Origin of the sequence: Janthinobacterium fluminis (assembly GCF_028595325.1) — a bacterium.
In the GTDB taxonomy this organism is placed as follows: Bacteria; Pseudomonadota; Gammaproteobacteria; order Burkholderiales; family Burkholderiaceae_D; genus Janthinobacterium; species Janthinobacterium fluminis.
Genome location: NZ_JAQQXR010000006.1, coordinates 336,355 through 355,138 on the forward strand (window position 1 = coordinate 336,355; position 18,784 = coordinate 355,138).

Genomic DNA, 18,784 nt, shown 5'->3' on the forward strand with positions numbered 1-18,784 from the left:
TCAGCGCGGGAACACCTGTTCCAGCGTCGTCGCGTCGACGAAGGCCTGCGACCAGGCCAGCAATTCCTCCGTCGAGCCCCGGGCAAGGCGTTTCTGCACGCGCTTGGGCAAGGCGCCAAAGCGCTGTTGCAGCATCTGCTCCAGCAACTGCGCCTGCCCCTGCCGCACGCCTTCCTGCAGCCCTTGCTCGCGGCCCTTCTCCAGCCCTTTCTCCATTCCCAGCTTCAAGCCGATGCGTTCAAACGAAGTGATATACGGCATGCTCTGTCTCCTTTCCTCGACGCGGCGCCAGAACGCGCACTCCAGCGGCTCAGGCAAGCGCATCATCCAGTCAATCACCTTGAATAAGTCCATAATAGCCTGCCGCCCCCAATTTCGCTGAAACAGCAGCCTTGCCAAGCGCCATTTCTCGGCGGCGCGCCGGGCCGCCTTGCCCTTGGTCCGGCGGCAGGACAAGTAAGCCAATGTCACCAGCGCGAACGGATTCGGATCGCGCAACAACTGCGCCGAGCGGCAGGCGAAATCCTGCAGCCGGACGACGGGAAAGGCCATGTCCATGCTGCAGCCGAACAGACGGTAGCCGAAGGCGGCGGGCTTGCGGGCGACGCTGTTGTCGGCCAGCAGAGCCAGGCTGGCGACGGGACAATGGTAGCGGTCGAAGATGCGGTAATTGTAGATAAACATGCGCTCGGCGAAACGGCTGTCGCGCCGCCCCTGCACTTCCAGGTGCACCAGCACCCATTTGCGGGCGCCGCCCAGCAGCGTGACCTGGACCAGCTTGTCGGCGATGCGCCTGCCCAGCGCCGCGTCCGGCCAAATCTGCGCCAGTTCCGGCTCAAGGAAGACATGCTCGCGCGACCAGTCGATCAGCGCGTGGGCCAGCGGAAAGTAAAACGCCATGAACGCGGGGAAATACCGCGTCACGGCGTCCTTCCAGGGCGTGTCGTAGTCGTCGGGCGTGGCCATGCCCCCAGTGTAGCGAAGCGGCCACGGCGGGGATGCGGATTGGCGCAAAGTTAGGGCTTCGGCAAACGCAACATCCCGCCCCGGGCGCCGGGCCGGGGCCGGACGAAGCTGCCGCTTACTGCGCGCCGACCAGGCTGGTCACGCGGATGGTTTTGGTTTCCGGGATTTCCGAGTGCGACAACACTTTCAACTGCGGCAGCGCGCGGCGCAGGAAACGCGACAGCAGCGCCCGCAGCGGCCCCGGCACCAGCAGCACCGGCGTCAGGCCCAGCGCCTCCTGCTGCTGCGCCGCCAGCCCGGCCTGCTGGGCGATCGTGTCGGCCAGCCCCGGCTCGATGCCGGCGCCGTCCGCGCCGCCGGTGCCCAGCGCCTGCATCAACAGGCGCTCCAGGCGGTTGTCCAGGGTCATCACCGACAGCTCGGCCGCACCGGGGAACAGTTGCTGCACGATGGCCCGTCCCAGCGCCACCCGCACCAGCGCCGTCAACTCGCTGGGGTCTTGCGTGTGCACCGCGTGCTCGGCCAGCGTCTCGATGATCGAGCGCATGTCGCGGATGTGCACGCCCTCGATCAGCAGGTTCTGCAGCACTTTTTGCAGGGTAGACAGCGACACCATCTTCGGCACCAGATCCTCGACCAGCTTGGGCGCGTCCTTGCCCAGGTGGTCGAGCAGCGACTGCACCTCGGCCCGGCCCAGCAACTCGGAGGCGTGCGAAGTGATCAGGTGGTTCAGGTGGGTGGCGACGACGGTGCCGGCGTCGACCACCGTGTAGCCCATCGCCTGGGCCTGGTCGCGCAGGGCCGCCTCGATCCACGTGGCCGGCAGGCCGAAGGCCGGGTCGCTGGTGACGAGCCCCGGCAGGCTGCCGCTGGCCATGCCCGGATTGATCGCCAGGAACTGGCCGTTGAAGGCTTCGCCGGTGCCGACCTCGACGCCCTTGAGCGTGATCCGGTAGGCCGAGGGCTTGAGCTCCAGGTTGTCGCGGATGTGCACCGGTGGCGCCAGGAAGCCCACTTCCTGGGCGAATTTCTTGCGGATGCCCTTGATGCGCTTGAGCAGTTCGCCGCCCTGGGTCTTGTCAACCAGCGGAATCAGGCGGTATCCCACTTCCAGCCCGAGCGTGTCGACCGGCATGATGTCCTGCCAACTGGCTTCCTCCTGCTCCGGCGCCGTCGTCGGCGGCGCCGCCTCCGGTTCCGGCGCGACGGCCGCCTCGGTGCGGCGCTTGCTGACCAGGTAGGCCGTGCCGCCGATGACGGAGGCCAGCAGCAGGAACACCAGGTTCGGCATGCCCGGGATCAAACCCATGCCGCCGATGATGCCGGCGGTAATGTACAGCACCTGCGGCTTGGCGAACAACTGGCCGACCAGCTGGGCGCCGATGTCCTGTTCGCTGGCCACGCGCGAGACGACGATACCGGCCGCCGTCGAGATGATCAGTGAGGGGATCTGCGCGACCAGGCCGTCGCCGATGGCCAGCAGCGTATAGGTCTTGAGCGCCTCGGCGAACGCCAGGTCGTGCTGCAGCAGGCCCACCAGCAGGCCGCCGACGATGTTGATGACGGTGACCATGATGCCGGCCACGGCGTCGCCGCGCACGTATTTGCTGGCGCCGTCCATGGCGCCGTAAAACTCGGCCTCCTGCGCCACCTCGGTGCGGCGGGCGCGCGCCTCGGCCTCGGCGATCAGGCCGGCGTTCAAGTCGGCGTCGATGGCCATCTGCTTGCCCGGCATCGCGTCCAGGGCGAAGCGCGCGCCGACCTCGGCGATACGGCCCGCGCCCTTGGTGACGACGGTGAAGTTGATGATCGTCAAAATGATGAACACCACGATACCGACCGTGTAATTGCCGCCGATGAGGAAGTGGCCGAAAGCCTCGATCACCTTGCCGGCCGCCGCCGCGCCCGTGTGGCCCTCGGTCAGCACGACGCGGGTCGAGGCGACGTTCAGCGACAGGCGCAGCATCGTGCTCACCAGCAGAATGGTCGGAAAAGCCATGAAATCCAGCGGCTTGACCGTGTACAGGCTGGTCAGCAGCACGATGATAGACAGCGCGATGTTGAAGCTGAAGAAAATGTCGAGGATGAAGGCCGGCAGCGGCAACACCATCATCGCCAGCAGCATGATGATCAGGATAGGCGCGGCCAGGCCCTTGCCGGCGTTGCCGCCCAAACCGCTCAACCAGGCCGGTACTCTCACACCATTCATTGTGTTGCTCCCTTATTCGTGTCGGGTGCCGTCTGCGCGGCAGGGTTCAGTGGGTCGAGCTCGGGCGGCACATCCAGCTTGCCGGGACGCTCGGGCCGGACGCCGCCGCCCTTGCCGAAAGCGCGCAACTGGAATACATAGGCCAGCACCTCGGCCACGGCCGCGTACAGCGCCTCGGGAATCTCGTCGCCGATCTCGGTATGCTTGTGCAGCGCCCGCGCCAGCGCCGGCGCCTCCAGGATGGCGACGTGGTTTTCCTCGGCCAGCGCGCGTATCTTCAAGGCCACTTCGTCGCTGCCCTTGGCCACCACCTGGGGCGCGCCGCGGCTGTCCTCGCCGTACTTCAGCGCCACCGCGTAATGGGTCGGGTTGGTCACGACCACGTCGGCCGTCGGCACCGCCGCCATCATGCGCTTGCGCGACATCTCATGCTGCATCTGGCGGATCTTCGCCTTGATCTGCGGATTGCCGTCGGACTCCTTGGCCTCCTGCGTCATCTCCTGGCGCGTCATCTTCAGCTTGTTGGCGTAATGCCAGATCTGGTAAGGGCCGTCGATCGCGGCGATCAGGCCGAGCGCGCCGACGATGACCATGAAGGCCGTCATCACCAGGCTGACCAGGTGGGCGCTGCCGGAACGCAACGGCTCCAGCGCCAGCGCCAGCACGGCCTCGGTCTGGTGGCGCATCACCATCCAGGCGACGACGCCGACGACGATGGTCTTGGCGATCGCCTTCAGCAATTCCACGAGGGCGTTGACGGACACCATATTGCCCAAGCCCTTGATGGGATTGAGCTTGCCGAAATTCGGCATAAAAGCCTTGCCGCTGAACAGCCAGCCGCCCACCAGCAGCGGCGAGGCCAGCGCCACCAGCATCACCGCCACGCCCAGCGGCAGGCAGGTCAGCAGGACCGAGACGACGTCGGTGAACATGCGGTTGAGCAGCACATCGCTGTTGAAAATCTGTTCCCGGTCCAGGTTCAGGCCGGACACCAGCACGGCCGTCAGGCGCCGCACCAGCCCGTCGCCGGCGAACCACAGGCAGCAGCCGGACGCGATCAGCACCGTAAACGTCGCCACCTCGCGCGAGCGCGGCACGTCCCCCTCCTCGCGCGCCTGCTCAAGGCGCTTCGCTGACGCGGGTTCGGTCTTTTCGGCGTCGCTGTCTTCTGCCATCTAACACTCCGGTTGGGTCCGGCGCGGTGAAAAGGCGCAAAAACGGACGGGGCACAGCACATTATTGCCGATGCGCCCATGCAGCCATCGGCGGAACAGGCGGACTTTTCCCATCCTGTTTCATTTTGCCCACTGGCAATATTGCAGCTTACTGCATTCCGGCGCCGCCGCAAAGCGGCGGCCGGGCACTAGCCTCCCTTGCGCGCCTCGGCCTGCTTGAGCGTCTGCTCGATGGCGCCGAACAGCGACTTGCCGTCCTCGCCCAGCATCTCCACCTTGACCGTGTCGCCGAACAGCATGAACGGCGTGCTGGCGACGCCGTCGGCCAGCACCTCCAGGTAGCGCTTCTCGGCGATGCAGCAATAGCCGCGGCGCGCGTCCTTGTTCGAGACGACCCCGGCGCCGACGACGCTGCCGGCGCGCACCGGGCGCGTGCGGCACAGCCGGGCCAGCAATTGCGGAAAATTGAAAAGCATGTCGACGCCGGCGTGCGGCTGGCCGACCAGTTTGCCGTTCCAATGCACGCGCAGCGGCAGATGCACCTTGCCGCCCTTCCAGGCGTCGCCCAGCTCGTCCGGGGTCAGCACCACCGGCGCGCAACTGGCCCCCGGCTTGGCCTGCAACAAGCCGCCGCCCGCGGCCAGCTCGTCCGCCACCAGATTGCGCAGCGTCACATCGTTGACCAGCGCCAGCAACTTGACGTGCAAATGCGCCTGGTCCGGCGTCGCGCCCATCGCCACATCGTCCGTGATGGCGGCCAGCCCGGCCTCGAAGTCGATGCCCCACTGCTCGTAAGCCAGCGCGATAGCCTCGTGCGGGCCGCGGAAGTCGCCGCCGCCCTGGCGCATCGGCGGCTCGCTGCGCAGCGATTCGGGCGCCGCGATATTGGCGGCCTTGCAAGCAAGCTCGACATGATTCGGATAGGCGGCGCCGGCCACCCATTGGCAGGCGCGCGGCAGCGGCGCCATGCAGTTGGCGGCGTCGAAGTCGAAGCTGCGCTGGCCGCGCCCCTGGTTCAACAACTGGTACAGGGCGTCGAGCTGGGGCGCGATGAAGGCCCAGTCGTCCAGCGCCGCCTGCAGCGTCGGCGCAATGCCGTCGGCCAGATGGGCGGTTTTCAAATCGCGCGCGACGACGGCCAGTTGGCCGTCGCGCGTGCCATCGTTAAGTGTGGCAAGTTTCATTGTGGCTTAGGCGGAAAGGGGAGAAAAGCGCGCAGCACCGTCCCGGGGCCGGCCCTCTCGGGTCCGACCGCGGCGGCGGCAGTAAGTTCTAAAGCGGCCTCAGGCGGGTGCCAGCAGCGCCATTTGCTCGGCGCTCAGATAGCACCACTCGCCTTCGGCCAGTCCCAGCGACTCCAGCGTCAGCGTGCCGATCGCCGAGCGGTGCAGCGCGCTGCAATGGTTGCCGGCGGCCGCCAGCATGCGCTTGACCTGGTGGTATTTGCCCTGCTCCAGGACGATGTCGATCTGGTGCTCGCCGCGCCGCTCGCACACCAGCGCCGCCAGCGGCGCCGGTTCGTCGTGCAACTGCACGCCGGCCAGTAGCGTCGCCACCAGCGCGTCCGTCACCGGGGCCTGCGTCGTGGCCTGGTAAATCTTTGGAACATGGCGCTTCGGCGACGATTGAGCATGGATAAATGGGCCATCGTCGGACATCAGCAGCATACCTGTCGTGTCGTGGTCGAGCCGGCCGACCGGCTGCACCTCGCGCCAGCTGAACTGTTCGGGCAGCAGCGTCAGCACGCCGGGGTGGTGGCTCGGCTTGCGCGAGCATTCGAAATTGGCCGGCTTGTGCAAGGCGATGTACACATGCTCGCGGTAGACCCACTCCTCGTCGAAGACGTGCAACACCAGGCCCTCGGTTTCATAGGTAGTGCGGTAATTGTCCGGCGTGACGCCGGCGATGCTCACTTCGCCGTCCTCGATCAAGGCGCGGCAGTATTTTCGGGTGCCGAATCCCTGCGATTGCAGGATGCGGTCTAAGGATAATTTACTCATGCCGAGACTGTAACAGAAGCGGCAGCGACAGTGAAGCCGGGGACAGACCACGATTTCCAGGAAATAGTTTGCAGAAAATCGTGGTCTGTCCCCAACGGGGGCGCCGCGACGCGCGAACAGCCTGGGTGCCTTTTCAAGGTTTTTTTCGCTCGCAGGCAATCGACATATTTGACTTTTATCAAATCCGACGCAAGTCGTATTGATACACTGAAACTCCGTTAGGAATCGGCCTAGCGATCTTAGGAATATACAAGGTAGCGCTTAGAAACTGCCAACGTGGTATCTCAAGAGGAGAACCGTATGACCCCTATCGACAAGCCCGACCTGAACGCACTTTCCAGGGACGAGCATATCCAACTGGCCGCCGAGCAATCGGCGCTGCATGCCGCCAATCTGGCGCTGGCCCGCTGGAGCAGCGGCTATTGGCCCAACGAGGTGCCACCGGCCTCGGCGCAATCGCTCTGGCATGCCGCCGCGCAAAACAATTTCGCCGTGTGGCTGGCCGCCGGCGGCTTTTCCCAGGCCGAAGCGGAAGCGGCGCCGGAGCTGGCGCCGGCGAGCGCCCCGGCCGGCACGGGCCGGCACATCTACACCGCCTGAGCCGGCCATCCCTGCGCCCAATGAAAACGGCGGCATTGCGCCGCCGTTTTCAAGCCCCGTTGCGGGGCTCCTGTGAGGAATCGAAATTCTCTCTATACCGCATCAACGATGAGGTGAGTAGTTCCGTTTTAAAACATCAAGTTCGCGGCAGCTGACCAAATGACTTATTTCGCCCTCTCTTGACAAGAACCACATCACCAATATAGTCCACCCGTGCGAATTATCAAGAGAAATAAAGATATTTTCACCATATTTCCCGCCGCGCCAGCCTAGCGGAACACCGGTTTGGCGCTGCCCAGCGCGCTTTTGAAGGCGCCCGCGCCCATCGCCGCGCCGAATTTCTTCAGCACCCGTTCAGGCAAGCCCTCGTGCTGGGTGTAGTCGACGATGTCCTCGGCCTTGATAATGTCGCGCGCCACCGTGTCGACGGTGCCGAAACCGTCGGCCAGCCCCATCTCGACGGCCTTGGCGCCGCTCCAGAACAGGCCGGAGAACATCTCCGGGGTTTCCTTCAGGCGCTTGCCGCGGCCCGTGCGCACCACCTGGATGAATTGCTGGTGGATTTCATTGAGCATGCTCTGCGCGTAAGCCTTGTGCTTCTCGCTGAGCGGCGTGAACGGGTCCATGAAGCCCTTGTTGTCGCCGGCCGTCAGCAGGCGCCGTTCGACGCCGACCTTTTCCATCACGCCGGCAAAGCCGAAGCCGTCCATCAGCACGCCGATCGAGCCGACCACGCTGGCCTTGTTGACATAGATCTTGTCGGCCCCCGCCGCGATGTAATAGCCGCCCGAGGCGCACATCTCATCGACGACGACATACAGCGGCTTGGCCGGATAGCCCTTGCGCAGGCGCACGATCTCGTCGACGATCATGCCGGCCTGCACCGGACTGCCGCCGGGGCTGTTGATGTGCAAGACCACGGCCACCGAGCCGGCGTCGGAAAACGCCTTGTTCAGCGCCGGGATGACGACGGCGGCCGAGCCGCCGCCCTCGGCTTCGATGGCGCCGTCGATGTCGATCAGCGCCGTGTGCCGGCCCAGCGTCTCCATGTCCGAACCGCCGATGCTGAAATCGAAATAGGCCCACAGGCCGAACAGCACGATCAAGAGGCTGAACAGCTTGAAGAAAATGCCCCAGCGGCGGTGCGCCCGCTGTTCCTGCAAGGTCGCAAAAACCAGTTTTTCCAGCACCTCGCGCTCCCAATGGCCGTCCGCCGGCTTGCCCGGGGCGGCTTGCGCGGCGCCGTTTACATCGCTATTCATGTTATCGCTCATAGTTCGTTTCGTTGGAAAATATAGGGGGCGCGGCTCAGGCCCGCGCCGGCCGGAAGTACTCGTCGGGCTGCCAGTACAACTGGCCGTCGCGCTCGTTCACCGCGATCGGCTGCAAGCGCCCGCCCTTGCACGGGCCGCCGGCGCAGCGGCCGCTGTCGGGCACATAGATGGCGCCGTGGGTCGAGCACATCAGGTACAGGCCGCTGGACTCGAAAAACTCGCCCTCGGCCCAGTCCAGCTCGATCGGCACGTGGGCGCAGCGGTTCAGATAGCCGTAGGCCGTGCCGCCGTAGCGCACCACGAAGCCGGTGGCGTCCTCGCCCCAGGCCGTGAGCGGAAAGCGCACGCCCTTGCCGCCCTCCAGCACGGCGTCGGCCGCGCAGATCAGCACCTCGTCCGCCGCCATCACGCGTGCTCGTTGAGCCAGTCGTGCAATTGCGCCACCGTACTAGCCGAATACAGCGGCGTGCAGGCGTCGAGCTGCTCGACCGGATGGGCGCCGTACTGCACGGCGATGCCGGCCGCGCCGGCGTTGCTGGCCATCAAAAGATCGTGGCTGGTGTCGCCTATCATCACGGTGCGGCGGATGTCCTGGCCCAGCTCGCGCGTCAATTCCAGCAGCATGGCCGGGTGCGGCTTGGAAAAGGTTTCGTCGGCGCAGCGCGTGGCATCGAACATCGACAGCAGCTTGACGGCGTTCATCGCGCGGTTCAGGCCGACCCGGCTCTTGCCCGTCGCCACGGCCAGGAAATACGCCTGCTGCGACAAATCCTGCAGCATTTCCTGCACGCCGGGGAACAGGCTGAGCTCGTGGTCGCGCGACGTGTAGTGATAACGGTAACGCTCGACCATGCGCGGGTGGAATTTCGGATCGACGTCCGGCATCACCGCCTGCATCGCCAGCGGCAGCGCCAGGCCGATCACCTGGGCGGCGGCGGCGTCGTGCGGGATCGGCAAGCCCAGATCCCTGGCCGAGGCCTGGATGCATTTCACGATCGTTGACGTGCTGTCCATCAACGTGCCATCCCAATCGAAGACGATCAGATCAAATTGCTTTCTTGCCATGTCTTCCGGCGACTGTCGCCGCCGGCTCCTTAAAATGGTGAATGACGCTGCGCGCCGCTACTAGCTACTAATATATATAGGGGGCGGCCGTCCCGCGCGCCACCGGCGCCGGCGGGCGGCCCATGCTAGCGCGCGGCACTGGCCAGCGGTTTGCCCAAGCTTACCAAGAAACGCTCGCATTCGGCGGCCAAAGGTGCGTTCAAGGTCAAGTTCTTGCCCGTTTCCGGGTGGGTGAAGGTGATTTGGTGGGCGTGCAGGAACATGCGCTTGAGCGCGCCGCGCGTGGCGTCGGCCTTCAGCAGCGCGCGGTTCAGGGCGAAATCGCCGTACTTATCGTCGCCGGCGATGGCGAAGCCGGACGAAGACAGGTGCACGCGGATCTGGTGGGTGCGGCCGGTTTTCAATTCCGCCTCCAGCAGCGCGAAATCTGTGTATTTATGCAACAGTGTGAACACCGTGTGCGAGGCCAGCCCGTCCGCCTGCACGGCGACGCGGCGCTCGCCGTCGGCCGTCGTATACTTATGCAGCGGCAGTTTGACGTGCTGGCGCGCGTTCTTCCAGTCGCCGGCCACCAGCACCAGATAGCGCTTGTCCGTCAAGCCGTCGCGCATTTGCTCGTGCAAACTGGTCAGCGCCGAACGCTTCTTGGCCAGCAACAGCAAGCCCGAGGTGTCGCGGTCGAGCCGGTGCACCAATTCCAGGAACTTGGCGTCCGGGCGCGACGCCCGCAACTGCTCGATGACGCCGAAGGACACGCCGGAGCCGCCATGCACGGCCACGCCGGCCGGCTTGTCGATGACGAGCAGGTGGGCGTCCTCGAAAATGATCTTGAACTCGGCCGCGGGCGCCGCGGCGGCCGTCTTCTCGGCGATGCGCACGGGCGGAATGCGCACGATGTCGCCCTCCACCAGGCGGTACAACTGGTCGATCCGGCCCTTGTTAACCCGCACCTCGCCGGAGCGCAGGATGCGGTAGACGTGGCTTTTCGGCACGCCCTTGCAGACCCGTAATAAGTAATTGTCTATCCTCTGTCCGGCCTCTTCCTCGGAGATCGTGACGAATTGCGCTTGCGGCTGAACCGCGCTTGAAGGGGGAACAACATCGTTTTGCATCTTCATTTGCTCTGTCTTCCCAGAAAATCTCTCTAAGTCCTTCATTTTGAATATATAATTGTTTTTGCTGCGGCTCATTGCTGCTGCTGGTGTAACAATAAAAGCACATTTTACACAGGGGCGTCTCCACCGGCCTCGCCAAATTGCAAATTCGGTGGAAAAAATGTATACGCACCACCCCCGCCCGAATCAAGGTTGCACCGTTGTTGTAATCGGATATAGCGCAGGGGTGCTGAATAAGAGTGTTTGGATTGTAAGGATAAGTACCCGCCAGCACGGCTGTTCGCAGCCTGCTGGCGGGTTGATGAAGTTGATAACGCTTGCCGTTTTCGCCAAACCCCATGTAGCAAGCCTACACATTGCGGGTTGCCGATGAAAGGCTGAGGCCAAACCTCGGCATCGCAATCGCAGTATGTAGGCCGGGCTACGATTTGGCTCCTGATTTGCCACCGCCTGCATTCTCTGCCCCCGGCCACGCCGGCGGCATCAGATGAGTCGCAGGTGATGCGTGCACTCGGCATGTCGATCGACGTCATTTGCGCCCTGTTGCGGCCGCAACGCACCGCGTTGTTGCGCCGCACGCCCGGGCATACCCACCGCAACCACTCCTGTTCTCGCGTATATCCGTGTATGGTCGCCGCCTCCAAAGAGGCGGCATTGAGATGGCCTTCGGGTCGCGGAGTTAATAAAAATGAAACGCATGTTGTTTAATGCTACGCAGCAAGAAGAGCTGCGCGTAGCCATTGTCGACGGTCAGAAACTGATCGACATCGATATCGAGACGGCCGGGCGCGAACAGCGCAAATCCAACATCTACAAGGGCGTCATCACCCGCATCGAGCCCTCGCTGGAAGCCTGCTTCGTCAGCTACGGCGAAGACCGCCACGGCTTCCTGCCGTTCAAGGAAGTGGCCCGCACCTACTTCCGCGAAGGCGTCGACGTGCGCAACGCCTCCGTCAAGGAAGCGCTGCGCGAAGGCCAGGAAATCATGGTCCAGGTGGAAAAAGAGGAGCGCGGCAACAAGGGCGCGGCCCTGACGTCCTTCGTCTCGCTGGCCGGCCGCTACCTGGTCTTGATGCCGAACAACCCGCGCGGCGGCGGCGTGTCGCGCCGCGTCGAAGGCGAAGAGCGCCAGGAATTGCGCGAAACCATGGACAAGCTGGACCTGCCGGCCGGCATGTCCGTGATCGCCCGCACGGCCGGCATCGGCCGCAACGTCGACGAGCTGCAGTGGGACTTGAATTACCTGATGCAACTGTGGCGCGCCATCGAAGGGGCCGGCAAATCGGCCTCGGGCGCCTTCCTGATCTACCAGGAATCGTCGCTGGTGATACGCGCGATCCGCGACTACTTCCAGCCAGACATCGGTGAAATCCTCATCGACACGGACGACATCTACGAGCAGGCGCACCAGTTCATGAGCCACGTGATGCCCGACATGGTGCACCGCGTCAAGCGCTACAGCGACGACGTGCCGCTGTTCTCGCGCTTCCAGATCGAACACCAGATCGAAACGGCCTACTCGCGCACCGTGCCGCTGCCGTCGGGCGGCGCCATCGTCATCGACCACACCGAGGCCCTGGTGTCCGTCGACGTCAACTCGGCCCGCGCCACGCGCGGCTCGGACATCGAGACGACGGCCTTCAACACCAACTGCGAAGCGGCCGAGGAAGTGGCGCGCCAGTTGCGTCTGCGCGACTTGGGCGGCCTGATCGTCATCGACTTCATCGACATGGAAGTGGCGAAGAACCAGCGCGAAGTGGAACAGCGCCTGAAAGACGCGCTGCACCACGACCGCGCCCGCGTCCAGATGGGCAAGATCTCGCGCTTCGGCCTGATGGAACTGTCGCGCCAGCGCCTGCGCCCTTCGCTGTCCGAAGGCAGCCACGTGACCTGCCCGCGCTGCTCCGGCACCGGCCACATCCGCGACACGGAATCGTCCGCCCTGCAGGTGCTGCGCATCATCCAGGAAGAGGCGATGAAGGAAAACTCGGCGACCATCCACGTGCAAGTGCCCGTCGACGTGGGCGCCTTCCTGCTCAACGAAAAGCGCGGCGAAGTCTTGAAGATCGAGAACCGCCACCGCATCGCCGTGATCCTGATCCCGAACAAGCATCTGGAGACGCCACACTACAAGCTGGAACGCATCAAGCACGACGATCCGCGCCTCGAAGAAGCCCAGGCGAGCTACAACCTGGCCGAAAGCGCCGCCACCGACATGGCCTACAGCAAGCGCCAGAAGGAAGAAGCCAAGCCGCGCCAGGAAGCCGTCGTCAAGACGATCACCCCGGACCAGCCCGCCCCGATGGTCGAGCGCAAGCCGGCCGAAGCGGCCAAAGCCGCCCCCGTCGCCGCCCCGGCCGCGCCGCAGGGCCTGATCGCCAAGATCATCAGCTTCTTTAGCGGCAAAACGGAAGCCGCGCCTGCGGCCCCGGCCGCCATCGTGGCCGCCAAACCGGCCGCCGGCGCCGACCGCGGCGACCGCAACGCCCGCGGCCCGCGCGGCCGCAACCGCAACGGCAAGCCGGGCGCCCGCGAAGAGCGCGAGCCAGGCCAGGTCCGCGCCCAGCAAGACGAAGCGGGCAAGGACGCCGACGCCGACAAGGCCGCCCGTCCGCCACGCCCACCGCGTCCGCCGCGTGAACCGCGCGAAGCCCGCGAGGCCGGCGACATGCCGGCGCCGCGCGAACGCGCCGAACGCGGCGAACGCCCCGAGCGCGCGCCCCGTCCGCCGCGCGAGCCGCGCGCCGACAAGGCCCCGGTCGCCGAGGTGAAAGTGGAAGAGCTGGAAGTGGGCACGGTCCTGGCCGCCGCCCCGGCGCCATCCACCGGCCCGGCAGTCGAGCAAGAAGCCATCGCCGTCAATCTGCTGAAGCCGGCGACGAGCATCGGTCCTGACGGCGAAGAAGTCGAAGGCGAAGGCGAAGAGCCGCGTCGCCGCCGCCGCCGTGGTGGCCGCAACCGTAACCGCCGCGACCGCGAAACGGGCGAGCTGATCGAAGCGTCGGCATCCGACGCCGAAGGCCAGGAGTCCGCTCCCGCCGTCAGCTTCAGCGTTGCGCCGGAAGGCGACATCGCCAACGCGCCGGCCCCGGCCGTCGTTGCCGAAGTGGCCGACGCCGCGCCAGCCGTAGCGGCGGAGGCGGTAGCAGTCGTCGCCGCAGCCCCGGCAGCGGTGCTTGAGGTTGCCGCGCCAGCCGTGGTGGCCGAAGTTGCCGCCCCGGTAGCGCCTGCCGAGCCTGTCGTTGCAGCGCCCGTGGTGGAAATCGCCGTCGCCGCGGCAGAGGAAGTCGTCGCCGCGCCGGAAGAAGTCGCCGCCGTCGTCGCCGCGCCTCTGCCGGTCGAGCCTGCGCCCGTAGTCGAAGCGGAAGTCCTTGCGCCGGTGCCGGAAGCGCTTGTGGCCGCCGCGCCCGTGGTCGACGTGGCGCCAGTCGCCGCGCCGGCCCCGGCCGCCCCGGTCGTGGCAGCGGTCGCCGCTGCGCCGGCAGTTGCCGTGCCAGTCGTGGCGGCACCAGCCGTCGACCTGAACGCGGTACTCGGCTCGGCCGGCCTGACACTGGCCGCCACCGACCCGGAAAAACTGCGCGCGGCACGCGAGGCGGCCGCCAAGGCGGTTGCTCCGGTGCGCAAGCCACGCGAGCGCAAGCCGCTGCCGGCGCAAGCCGACGAGCCGCTGGTGCAAGTGAACACGCAGCGCCAATAAGCTGAACGGGAGTCATCCCCGCCAGTTGCTCTAAACAAAAGGGGAAGCCAGGTGCTTCCCCTTTTTTATTCACTGGGGACAGACCACGATTTTCCAGCAATATTGCTGGAAAATCGTGGTCTGTCCCCGCCACCGGCCGCCGCCCATGACAACTGTCCTCGAACGCCCCGCCCCCGTCAGCCTCGGCACGGCCTTCTGGTATTGGCTCAAGCTGGGTTGCATCAGCTTCGGCGGCCCGGCCGGCCAGATCGCCCTGATGCACACGGAATTGGTCGAGCGCCGCCGCTGGATTTCCGAGCAGCGCTTCCTGCACGCGCTCAATTACTGCATGCTGCTGCCCGGCCCGGAAGCGACCCAGCTCGCCGTCTACATCGGCTGGCTGCTGCACAAGACCCGCGGCGGCATTCTGGCCGGCCTGCTGTTCGTGCTGCCCTCGCTCTTCATCCTGATGCTGCTGTCGTGGATCTATCTGGCCTACGGCAAGCTGCCCCTGGTCGCCGGTGTGTTGTACGGCATCAAGCCGGCCGTCGTCGCCATCGTGCTGGCGGCCGCCTGGCGCATCGCCCGCCGCTCGCTGAAGAATGCCGCCCTGGGCGCCATCGCCGTCGCCGCCTTTCTCGCCATCGCCGTGTTTCATCTGCCATTTCCAGCCATCGTGCTCGGCGCGGCCGCGATCGGCCTGGCCGGCGGCCGCTACTGGCCCGGCCACTTCCAGATCGGCGGCGGCCACCCGGACGCGCGCGCCAGCTACGGCCCGGCCATCATCGACGACGACAGTCCGACGCCGGCGCACGCGCGCTTTTCCTGGGGCCGCCTGCTGGCCATCGCCGCGCTAGGCGGCGGCCTCGGCCTTGCCGCCTGGGGCTTGCTGGCGGCGCTGTTCGGCGCCGCCGGCCCACTGGCGCAGATGGCCTGGTTCTTCAGCAAGGCGGCGCTGCTGACCTTCGGCGGCGCCTACGCCGTACTGCCCTATGTCTACCAGGGCGGCGTGGAAACCTTCCACTGGCTCAGCGGCGCGCAAATGATGGACGGCCTGGCGCTCGGCGAAACCACGCCCGGCCCCCTGATCATGATCGTCGCCTTCGTCGGTTTCGTCGGCGCCTGGACCCATGCGCTGTTCGGCGACCAGTTGGCGCTGGCCGGCGTGGCCGGCGCCTGCGTCGCCACCTTCTTCACCTTCCTGCCGTCCTTCCTGTTCATCCTGGCCGGCGGGCCGCTGGTCGAATCGACGCGCGACAATATCCGCCTGACGGCGCCGCTGACGGCCATTTCGGCCGCCGTCGTCGGCGTCATCGTCAGCCTTGCGCTGTTTTTCGGCCAGCACGTCTTCTACTTGCAGGCCCCGCGGCCGCACTGGGATGTGGCCGCCATCGCCATCGGCGCGGCCGCCTGCGTCGCCCTGTTGCGCTTCCAGGCCGGCACCATCAAATTGCTGTTCGCCTGTGCCGCGGCCGGCCTCGTGCTATCGTATCTGCCTTAGCGGTATTTCGCGTATTGTGCTTCAAAGAATTCATGGCTGAAAAGATCATCCTCCTCGCCGACGGCCGCCAGCCGCCGCCGGCGATCCCGGCGCTGCTGGAGGCGGCGGACGGCGCCCTGAGCGACCGGCTTGGCCGGCCGCTGCACGATTTGCGCATCTCCATCACGGACCGCTGCAACTTCCGCTGCGTGTACTGCATGCCGAAGGAGGTGTTCGACAAGGACCACGCCTTCCTGCCCCACGGCGCCCTGCTATCCTTCGAGGAAATCAGCCGCGTCGCCGCGCTGTTCGTCGCCCACGGCGTGCAGAAAATCCGCCTGACCGGCGGCGAGCCCTTGCTGCGCAAGAACATCGAAAAACTGGTCGCCATGCTGGCCGCCCTGAGGACGCCGGCCGGCCAGCCGCTCGATTTGACGCTGACGACCAACGGCTCGCTGCTGGCGAAGAAGGCCAGGGCGCTCAAGGACGCCGGCTTGAGCCGCGTCACCGTCTCGCTCGACGCCCTCGACGACGCCACCTTCAAGCGCATGAACGACGTCGACTTCGCCGTCGCCGACGTGCTGCACGGCATCACCGTCGCGCACGAGGTCGGCCTGGGGCCGGTCAAGGTGAATATGGTCGTCAAGGCCGGCATGAACGACCAGGAAATCCTGCCGATGGCGCGCCACTTCAAAGGCACGCCGACGATCCTGCGCTACATCGAATACATGGACGTGGGCGCCTCGAACGGCTGGAACCTGAGCGAGGTGGTGCCCTCGGCCGAGGTGGCGCGGCGCATCGGCGCGCTGATGCCGATCGAGCCGCTCGGCGCCAACTACGCCGGCGAGACGGCGGCGCGTTGGCGCTACCACGACGGCGGCGGCGAAATCGGCCTGATCTCCAGCGTCACCCAAGCCTTTTGCTCGAGCTGCACGCGAGCCCGCCTGTCAACCGAGGGCAAACTGTATACTTGCCTGTTCGCCAGCCGCGGCCACGACTTGCGCGCCCTGCTGCGCGGCGGCCGCAGCGACGCGGAAATCTCGACCGCGCTGGCGCACCTGTGGCGCGGCCGCGCCGACCGCTACTCGGAACTGCGCGCAGCCCACGGCGACGCCCCGGCGGGCGGCGAAAAAAAAGTTGAAATGTCTTATATAGGTGGTTAAGCAATGATCGACACACAGCAAATCAGCGGCCTGATCCTGGCCGGCGGACGCGGCACGCGCATGGGCCGCGTCGACAAGGGTTTGATGCCGCTGCGCGGCACGACGATGGCGGCCCAGGTGCTGCGGGCGCTGGCGCCGCAAGTGGGGCCGCTGGCCATCAACGCCAACCAGAACCAGGCCAGTTACGAAGCGCTGGGCGCCCCCGTCTGGCCCGACGACCTCGCCGGCTTCGAGGGGCCGCTGGCCGGCTTGCAGACCGGGCTGCGCCGCTGCGCCACCGACTACCTGCTCAGCGCGCCCTGCGACGCGCCCTTCCTGCCGGCCGACCTGGGCGCGCGGCTGGCCGCGGCCCTGCTGGAACAGAACGCCGACGTCGCCGTCGCCGTCACCCTCGACAGCGCGCCGGACTCGGCGCCCCGGCAACAAGTCCACCCGGTCTTCTGCCTGATGAAAACCACCGTGCTGCCGGCGCTGGACGCCTACCTGGACGGCGGCGGCCGGCGCATGGACGGCTGGTACGAGGAACTGAGGGTGGCCCGTGTCGTCTTCGAGCAGGCCGACGCCTTCCGCAACATCAATACGCTGGAACAATTGCGCAGCGCCGAGGCGGCCGCGACGCCAGCCGGCGCGCCGGCCCCGCTGTCGGTGCGCGCCGCCCAAAGCCTCATCGACGCGGCCGTCGCGCCGCTCGACGCGGCCGAGCAGGTGGCGCTGCGCAGCGCGCTCGAGCGTGTGCTGGCGGCCGACATCCTGTCGCCGATCGATGTGCCGGCGCACGACAATTCGGCGATGGACGGCTACGCCCTGCGCGGCGCCGACCTGCGCGCCGGCGCCGCCACGACGCTGGACATCGTCGCCACCGTCTACGCCGGCCATCCGGCCGAAGTCGCCATCGGCGCGGGCCAGTGCGCGCGCATCATGACGGGCGCCGTGATGCCCGAGGGCTGCGACAGCGTGGTGCCGCAGGAGCTGGTCAGCGCCGCCGGCAACGTCGTGACGATACCGCCGGACGCCATCGGCCCCGGCGCCAACCGCCGCCGCCAGGGCGAAGACTTGAAGGCCGGCCACCCGGCCCTGAAAAAAGGCAAGCGCATCGGCCCGGCCGAACTCGGCCTGCTGGCCTCGCTCGGCATTGCCGAGGTGCCGGTGCAGCGGCGCCTGCGGGTGGCCTTCTTCTCCACCGGCGACGAACTGCGCTCGATCGGCGAGCCGCTGGACGCCGGCTGCGTCTACGACAGCAACCGCTACACCCTGTTCGGCATGCTCAGCCGGCTCGGCTGCGACATCCTCGACATGGGCATCGTCAAGGACGAGCCGGCGGCGCTGGAGGCGGCGCTGCGCAGCGCCTGCGAAAACGCCGACGCCGTCATCACCTCGGGCGGCGTGTCGTCCGGCGACGCCGACTACACCCGCGCCATCATGGCCAGGCTGGGCGAAGTCAGCTTCTGGAGCATCGACATGCGGCCGGGCCGTCCCATGGCCTTCGGCAACATCGCCTCGAACGGCCGCGGCGCCGTCCTGCTCGGCCTGCCGGGCAATCCGGTCGCCGTCATGGTGACCTTCTACTTCTTCGCCCGCGCCGCGCTGCTGCGCATGATGGGCGCGGACGCCGCGCCGCCGCCGCTGCTGCGGGTGCGCTCGCAGGGCGCCATCCGCAAAAAAGCGGGGCGCACGGAATTCCAGCGCGGCATCATCGAGACCGGCGCCGACGGCCAGCAACAGCTGCGCATCACCGGCGCGCAAGGCTCGGGCATCCTGCGCTCGATGTCGGAGGCAAACTGCATGGTCGTGCTGCACGCGGAGCAAGGCCATGTCGCCGCCGGCGACTGGGTCGACGTCATGCTGTTCGACGGCCTGGCCTAGGCGGCGCCGGCTCCCTGGCAATCGGCGCCCCGGCCGCCTCCCAGGGGGCGGCCGGGGCGCGCCCTATCGCAAAAAATCCCGTCAGGCAATCTTCCATCGAGGAACAATATTGCCAAGCTGCACAGCAAAATTGTAACAAAAATATTTCTATACTAGCATTATAGTTTCACAGGTGATAACATGCGTTTCCGCTGA

General features: G+C 66.4%; 14 protein-coding genes. 5 read left to right on the forward strand and 9 right to left on the reverse strand.

What is annotated here, in order from left to right:
• From OIK44_RS17280 to OIK44_RS17300, 5 genes are all read right to left on the reverse strand, one after another.
• Positions 1 to 966 (reverse strand): RpnC/YadD family protein, encoded by a 966-nt coding sequence (locus tag OIK44_RS17280; protein ID WP_273672438.1) that lies wholly within the window; start codon positions 964 to 966, stop codon positions 1 to 3.
• Between the two features lie 115 nt (positions 967 to 1,081).
• Complete coding sequence (gene flhA / locus OIK44_RS17285) at positions 1,082 to 3,175, reverse strand: flagellar biosynthesis protein FlhA (protein ID WP_273672439.1); 2,094 nt, start codon at positions 3,173 to 3,175, stop codon at positions 1,082 to 1,084.
• Positions 3,172 to 4,350: a flagellar biosynthesis protein FlhB gene (gene flhB / locus OIK44_RS17290; RefSeq protein ID WP_273672440.1), complete on the reverse strand. Its 1,179-nt coding sequence runs from the start codon at positions 4,348 to 4,350 to the stop codon at positions 3,172 to 3,174. The genes flhA and flhB overlap by 4 nt, the downstream gene beginning before the upstream one ends.
• A gap of 188 nt (positions 4,351 to 4,538) precedes the next feature.
• Positions 4,539 to 5,534: a fumarylacetoacetate hydrolase family protein gene (locus OIK44_RS17295; protein WP_273672441.1), complete on the reverse strand. Its 996-nt coding sequence runs from the start codon at positions 5,532 to 5,534 to the stop codon at positions 4,539 to 4,541.
• 99 nt (positions 5,535 to 5,633) lie between these two features.
• On the reverse strand, positions 5,634 to 6,350 hold the full coding sequence (locus tag OIK44_RS17300) for a pseudouridine synthase (RefSeq protein WP_273672442.1): 717 nt from the start codon (positions 6,348 to 6,350) through the stop codon (positions 5,634 to 5,636).
• A 300-nt stretch (positions 6,351 to 6,650) separates the two neighbouring features.
• Here OIK44_RS17300 and OIK44_RS17305 point away from each other — a divergent pair, with 300 nt between their 5' ends.
• Complete coding sequence (locus tag OIK44_RS17305; RefSeq protein ID WP_273672443.1) at positions 6,651 to 6,950, forward strand: hypothetical protein; 300 nt, start codon at positions 6,651 to 6,653, stop codon at positions 6,948 to 6,950.
• A 269-nt stretch (positions 6,951 to 7,219) separates the two neighbouring features.
• Here the strand turns inward: OIK44_RS17305 and OIK44_RS17310 are convergent, their stop codons facing one another.
• The 4 genes from OIK44_RS17310 to OIK44_RS17325 all read right to left on the reverse strand — a co-directional run bounded on the left by OIK44_RS17310 (position 7,220) and on the right by OIK44_RS17325 (position 10,407).
• Positions 7,220 to 8,224: a S49 family peptidase gene (locus OIK44_RS17310; RefSeq protein ID WP_420213856.1), complete on the reverse strand. Its 1,005-nt coding sequence runs from the start codon at positions 8,222 to 8,224 to the stop codon at positions 7,220 to 7,222.
• A gap of 34 nt (positions 8,225 to 8,258) precedes the next feature.
• Positions 8,259 to 8,630, reverse strand: coding sequence for a Rieske (2Fe-2S) protein (locus tag OIK44_RS17315; protein ID WP_273672549.1), 372 nt, complete (start codon positions 8,628 to 8,630; stop codon positions 8,259 to 8,261).
• On the reverse strand, positions 8,630 to 9,289 hold the full coding sequence (locus OIK44_RS17320) for an HAD-IIIA family hydrolase (RefSeq protein ID WP_273672445.1): 660 nt from the start codon (positions 9,287 to 9,289) through the stop codon (positions 8,630 to 8,632). Before OIK44_RS17320 ends, OIK44_RS17315 begins: the two co-directional genes overlap by 1 nt.
• A 125-nt stretch (positions 9,290 to 9,414) precedes the next feature.
• Positions 9,415 to 10,407 carry an RluA family pseudouridine synthase gene (locus OIK44_RS17325; RefSeq protein ID WP_273672447.1) on the reverse strand — a complete coding sequence of 331 codons (993 nt, stop codon included), beginning with the start codon at positions 10,405 to 10,407 and terminating at the stop codon, positions 9,415 to 9,417.
• A 685-nt stretch (positions 10,408 to 11,092) separates the two neighbouring features.
• On the opposite strand from OIK44_RS17325, the gene OIK44_RS17330 reads away from it, so the two are divergent.
• From OIK44_RS17330 to moeA, 4 genes are all read left to right on the forward strand, one after another.
• A complete protein-coding gene (locus OIK44_RS17330; RefSeq protein ID WP_273672448.1) occupies positions 11,093 to 14,104 on the forward strand; it encodes an Rne/Rng family ribonuclease in 3,012 nt (1,003 codons plus the stop codon).
• Positions 14,105 to 14,249: 145 nt separating this feature from the next.
• Entirely contained in the window at positions 14,250 to 15,584 is a 1,335-nt protein-coding gene (gene chrA / locus OIK44_RS17335; RefSeq protein ID WP_273672449.1) for a chromate efflux transporter, read from the forward strand.
• Between the two features lie 32 nt (positions 15,585 to 15,616).
• Positions 15,617 to 16,726: a GTP 3',8-cyclase MoaA gene (gene moaA / locus OIK44_RS17340; RefSeq protein ID WP_273672451.1), complete on the forward strand. Its 1,110-nt coding sequence runs from the start codon at positions 15,617 to 15,619 to the stop codon at positions 16,724 to 16,726.
• Between the two features lie 3 nt (positions 16,727 to 16,729).
• Positions 16,730 to 18,589, forward strand: coding sequence for a molybdopterin molybdotransferase MoeA (gene moeA / locus OIK44_RS17345; RefSeq protein ID WP_273672452.1), 1,860 nt, complete (start codon positions 16,730 to 16,732; stop codon positions 18,587 to 18,589).
• Positions 18,590 to 18,784: the final 195 nt, after the last annotated feature.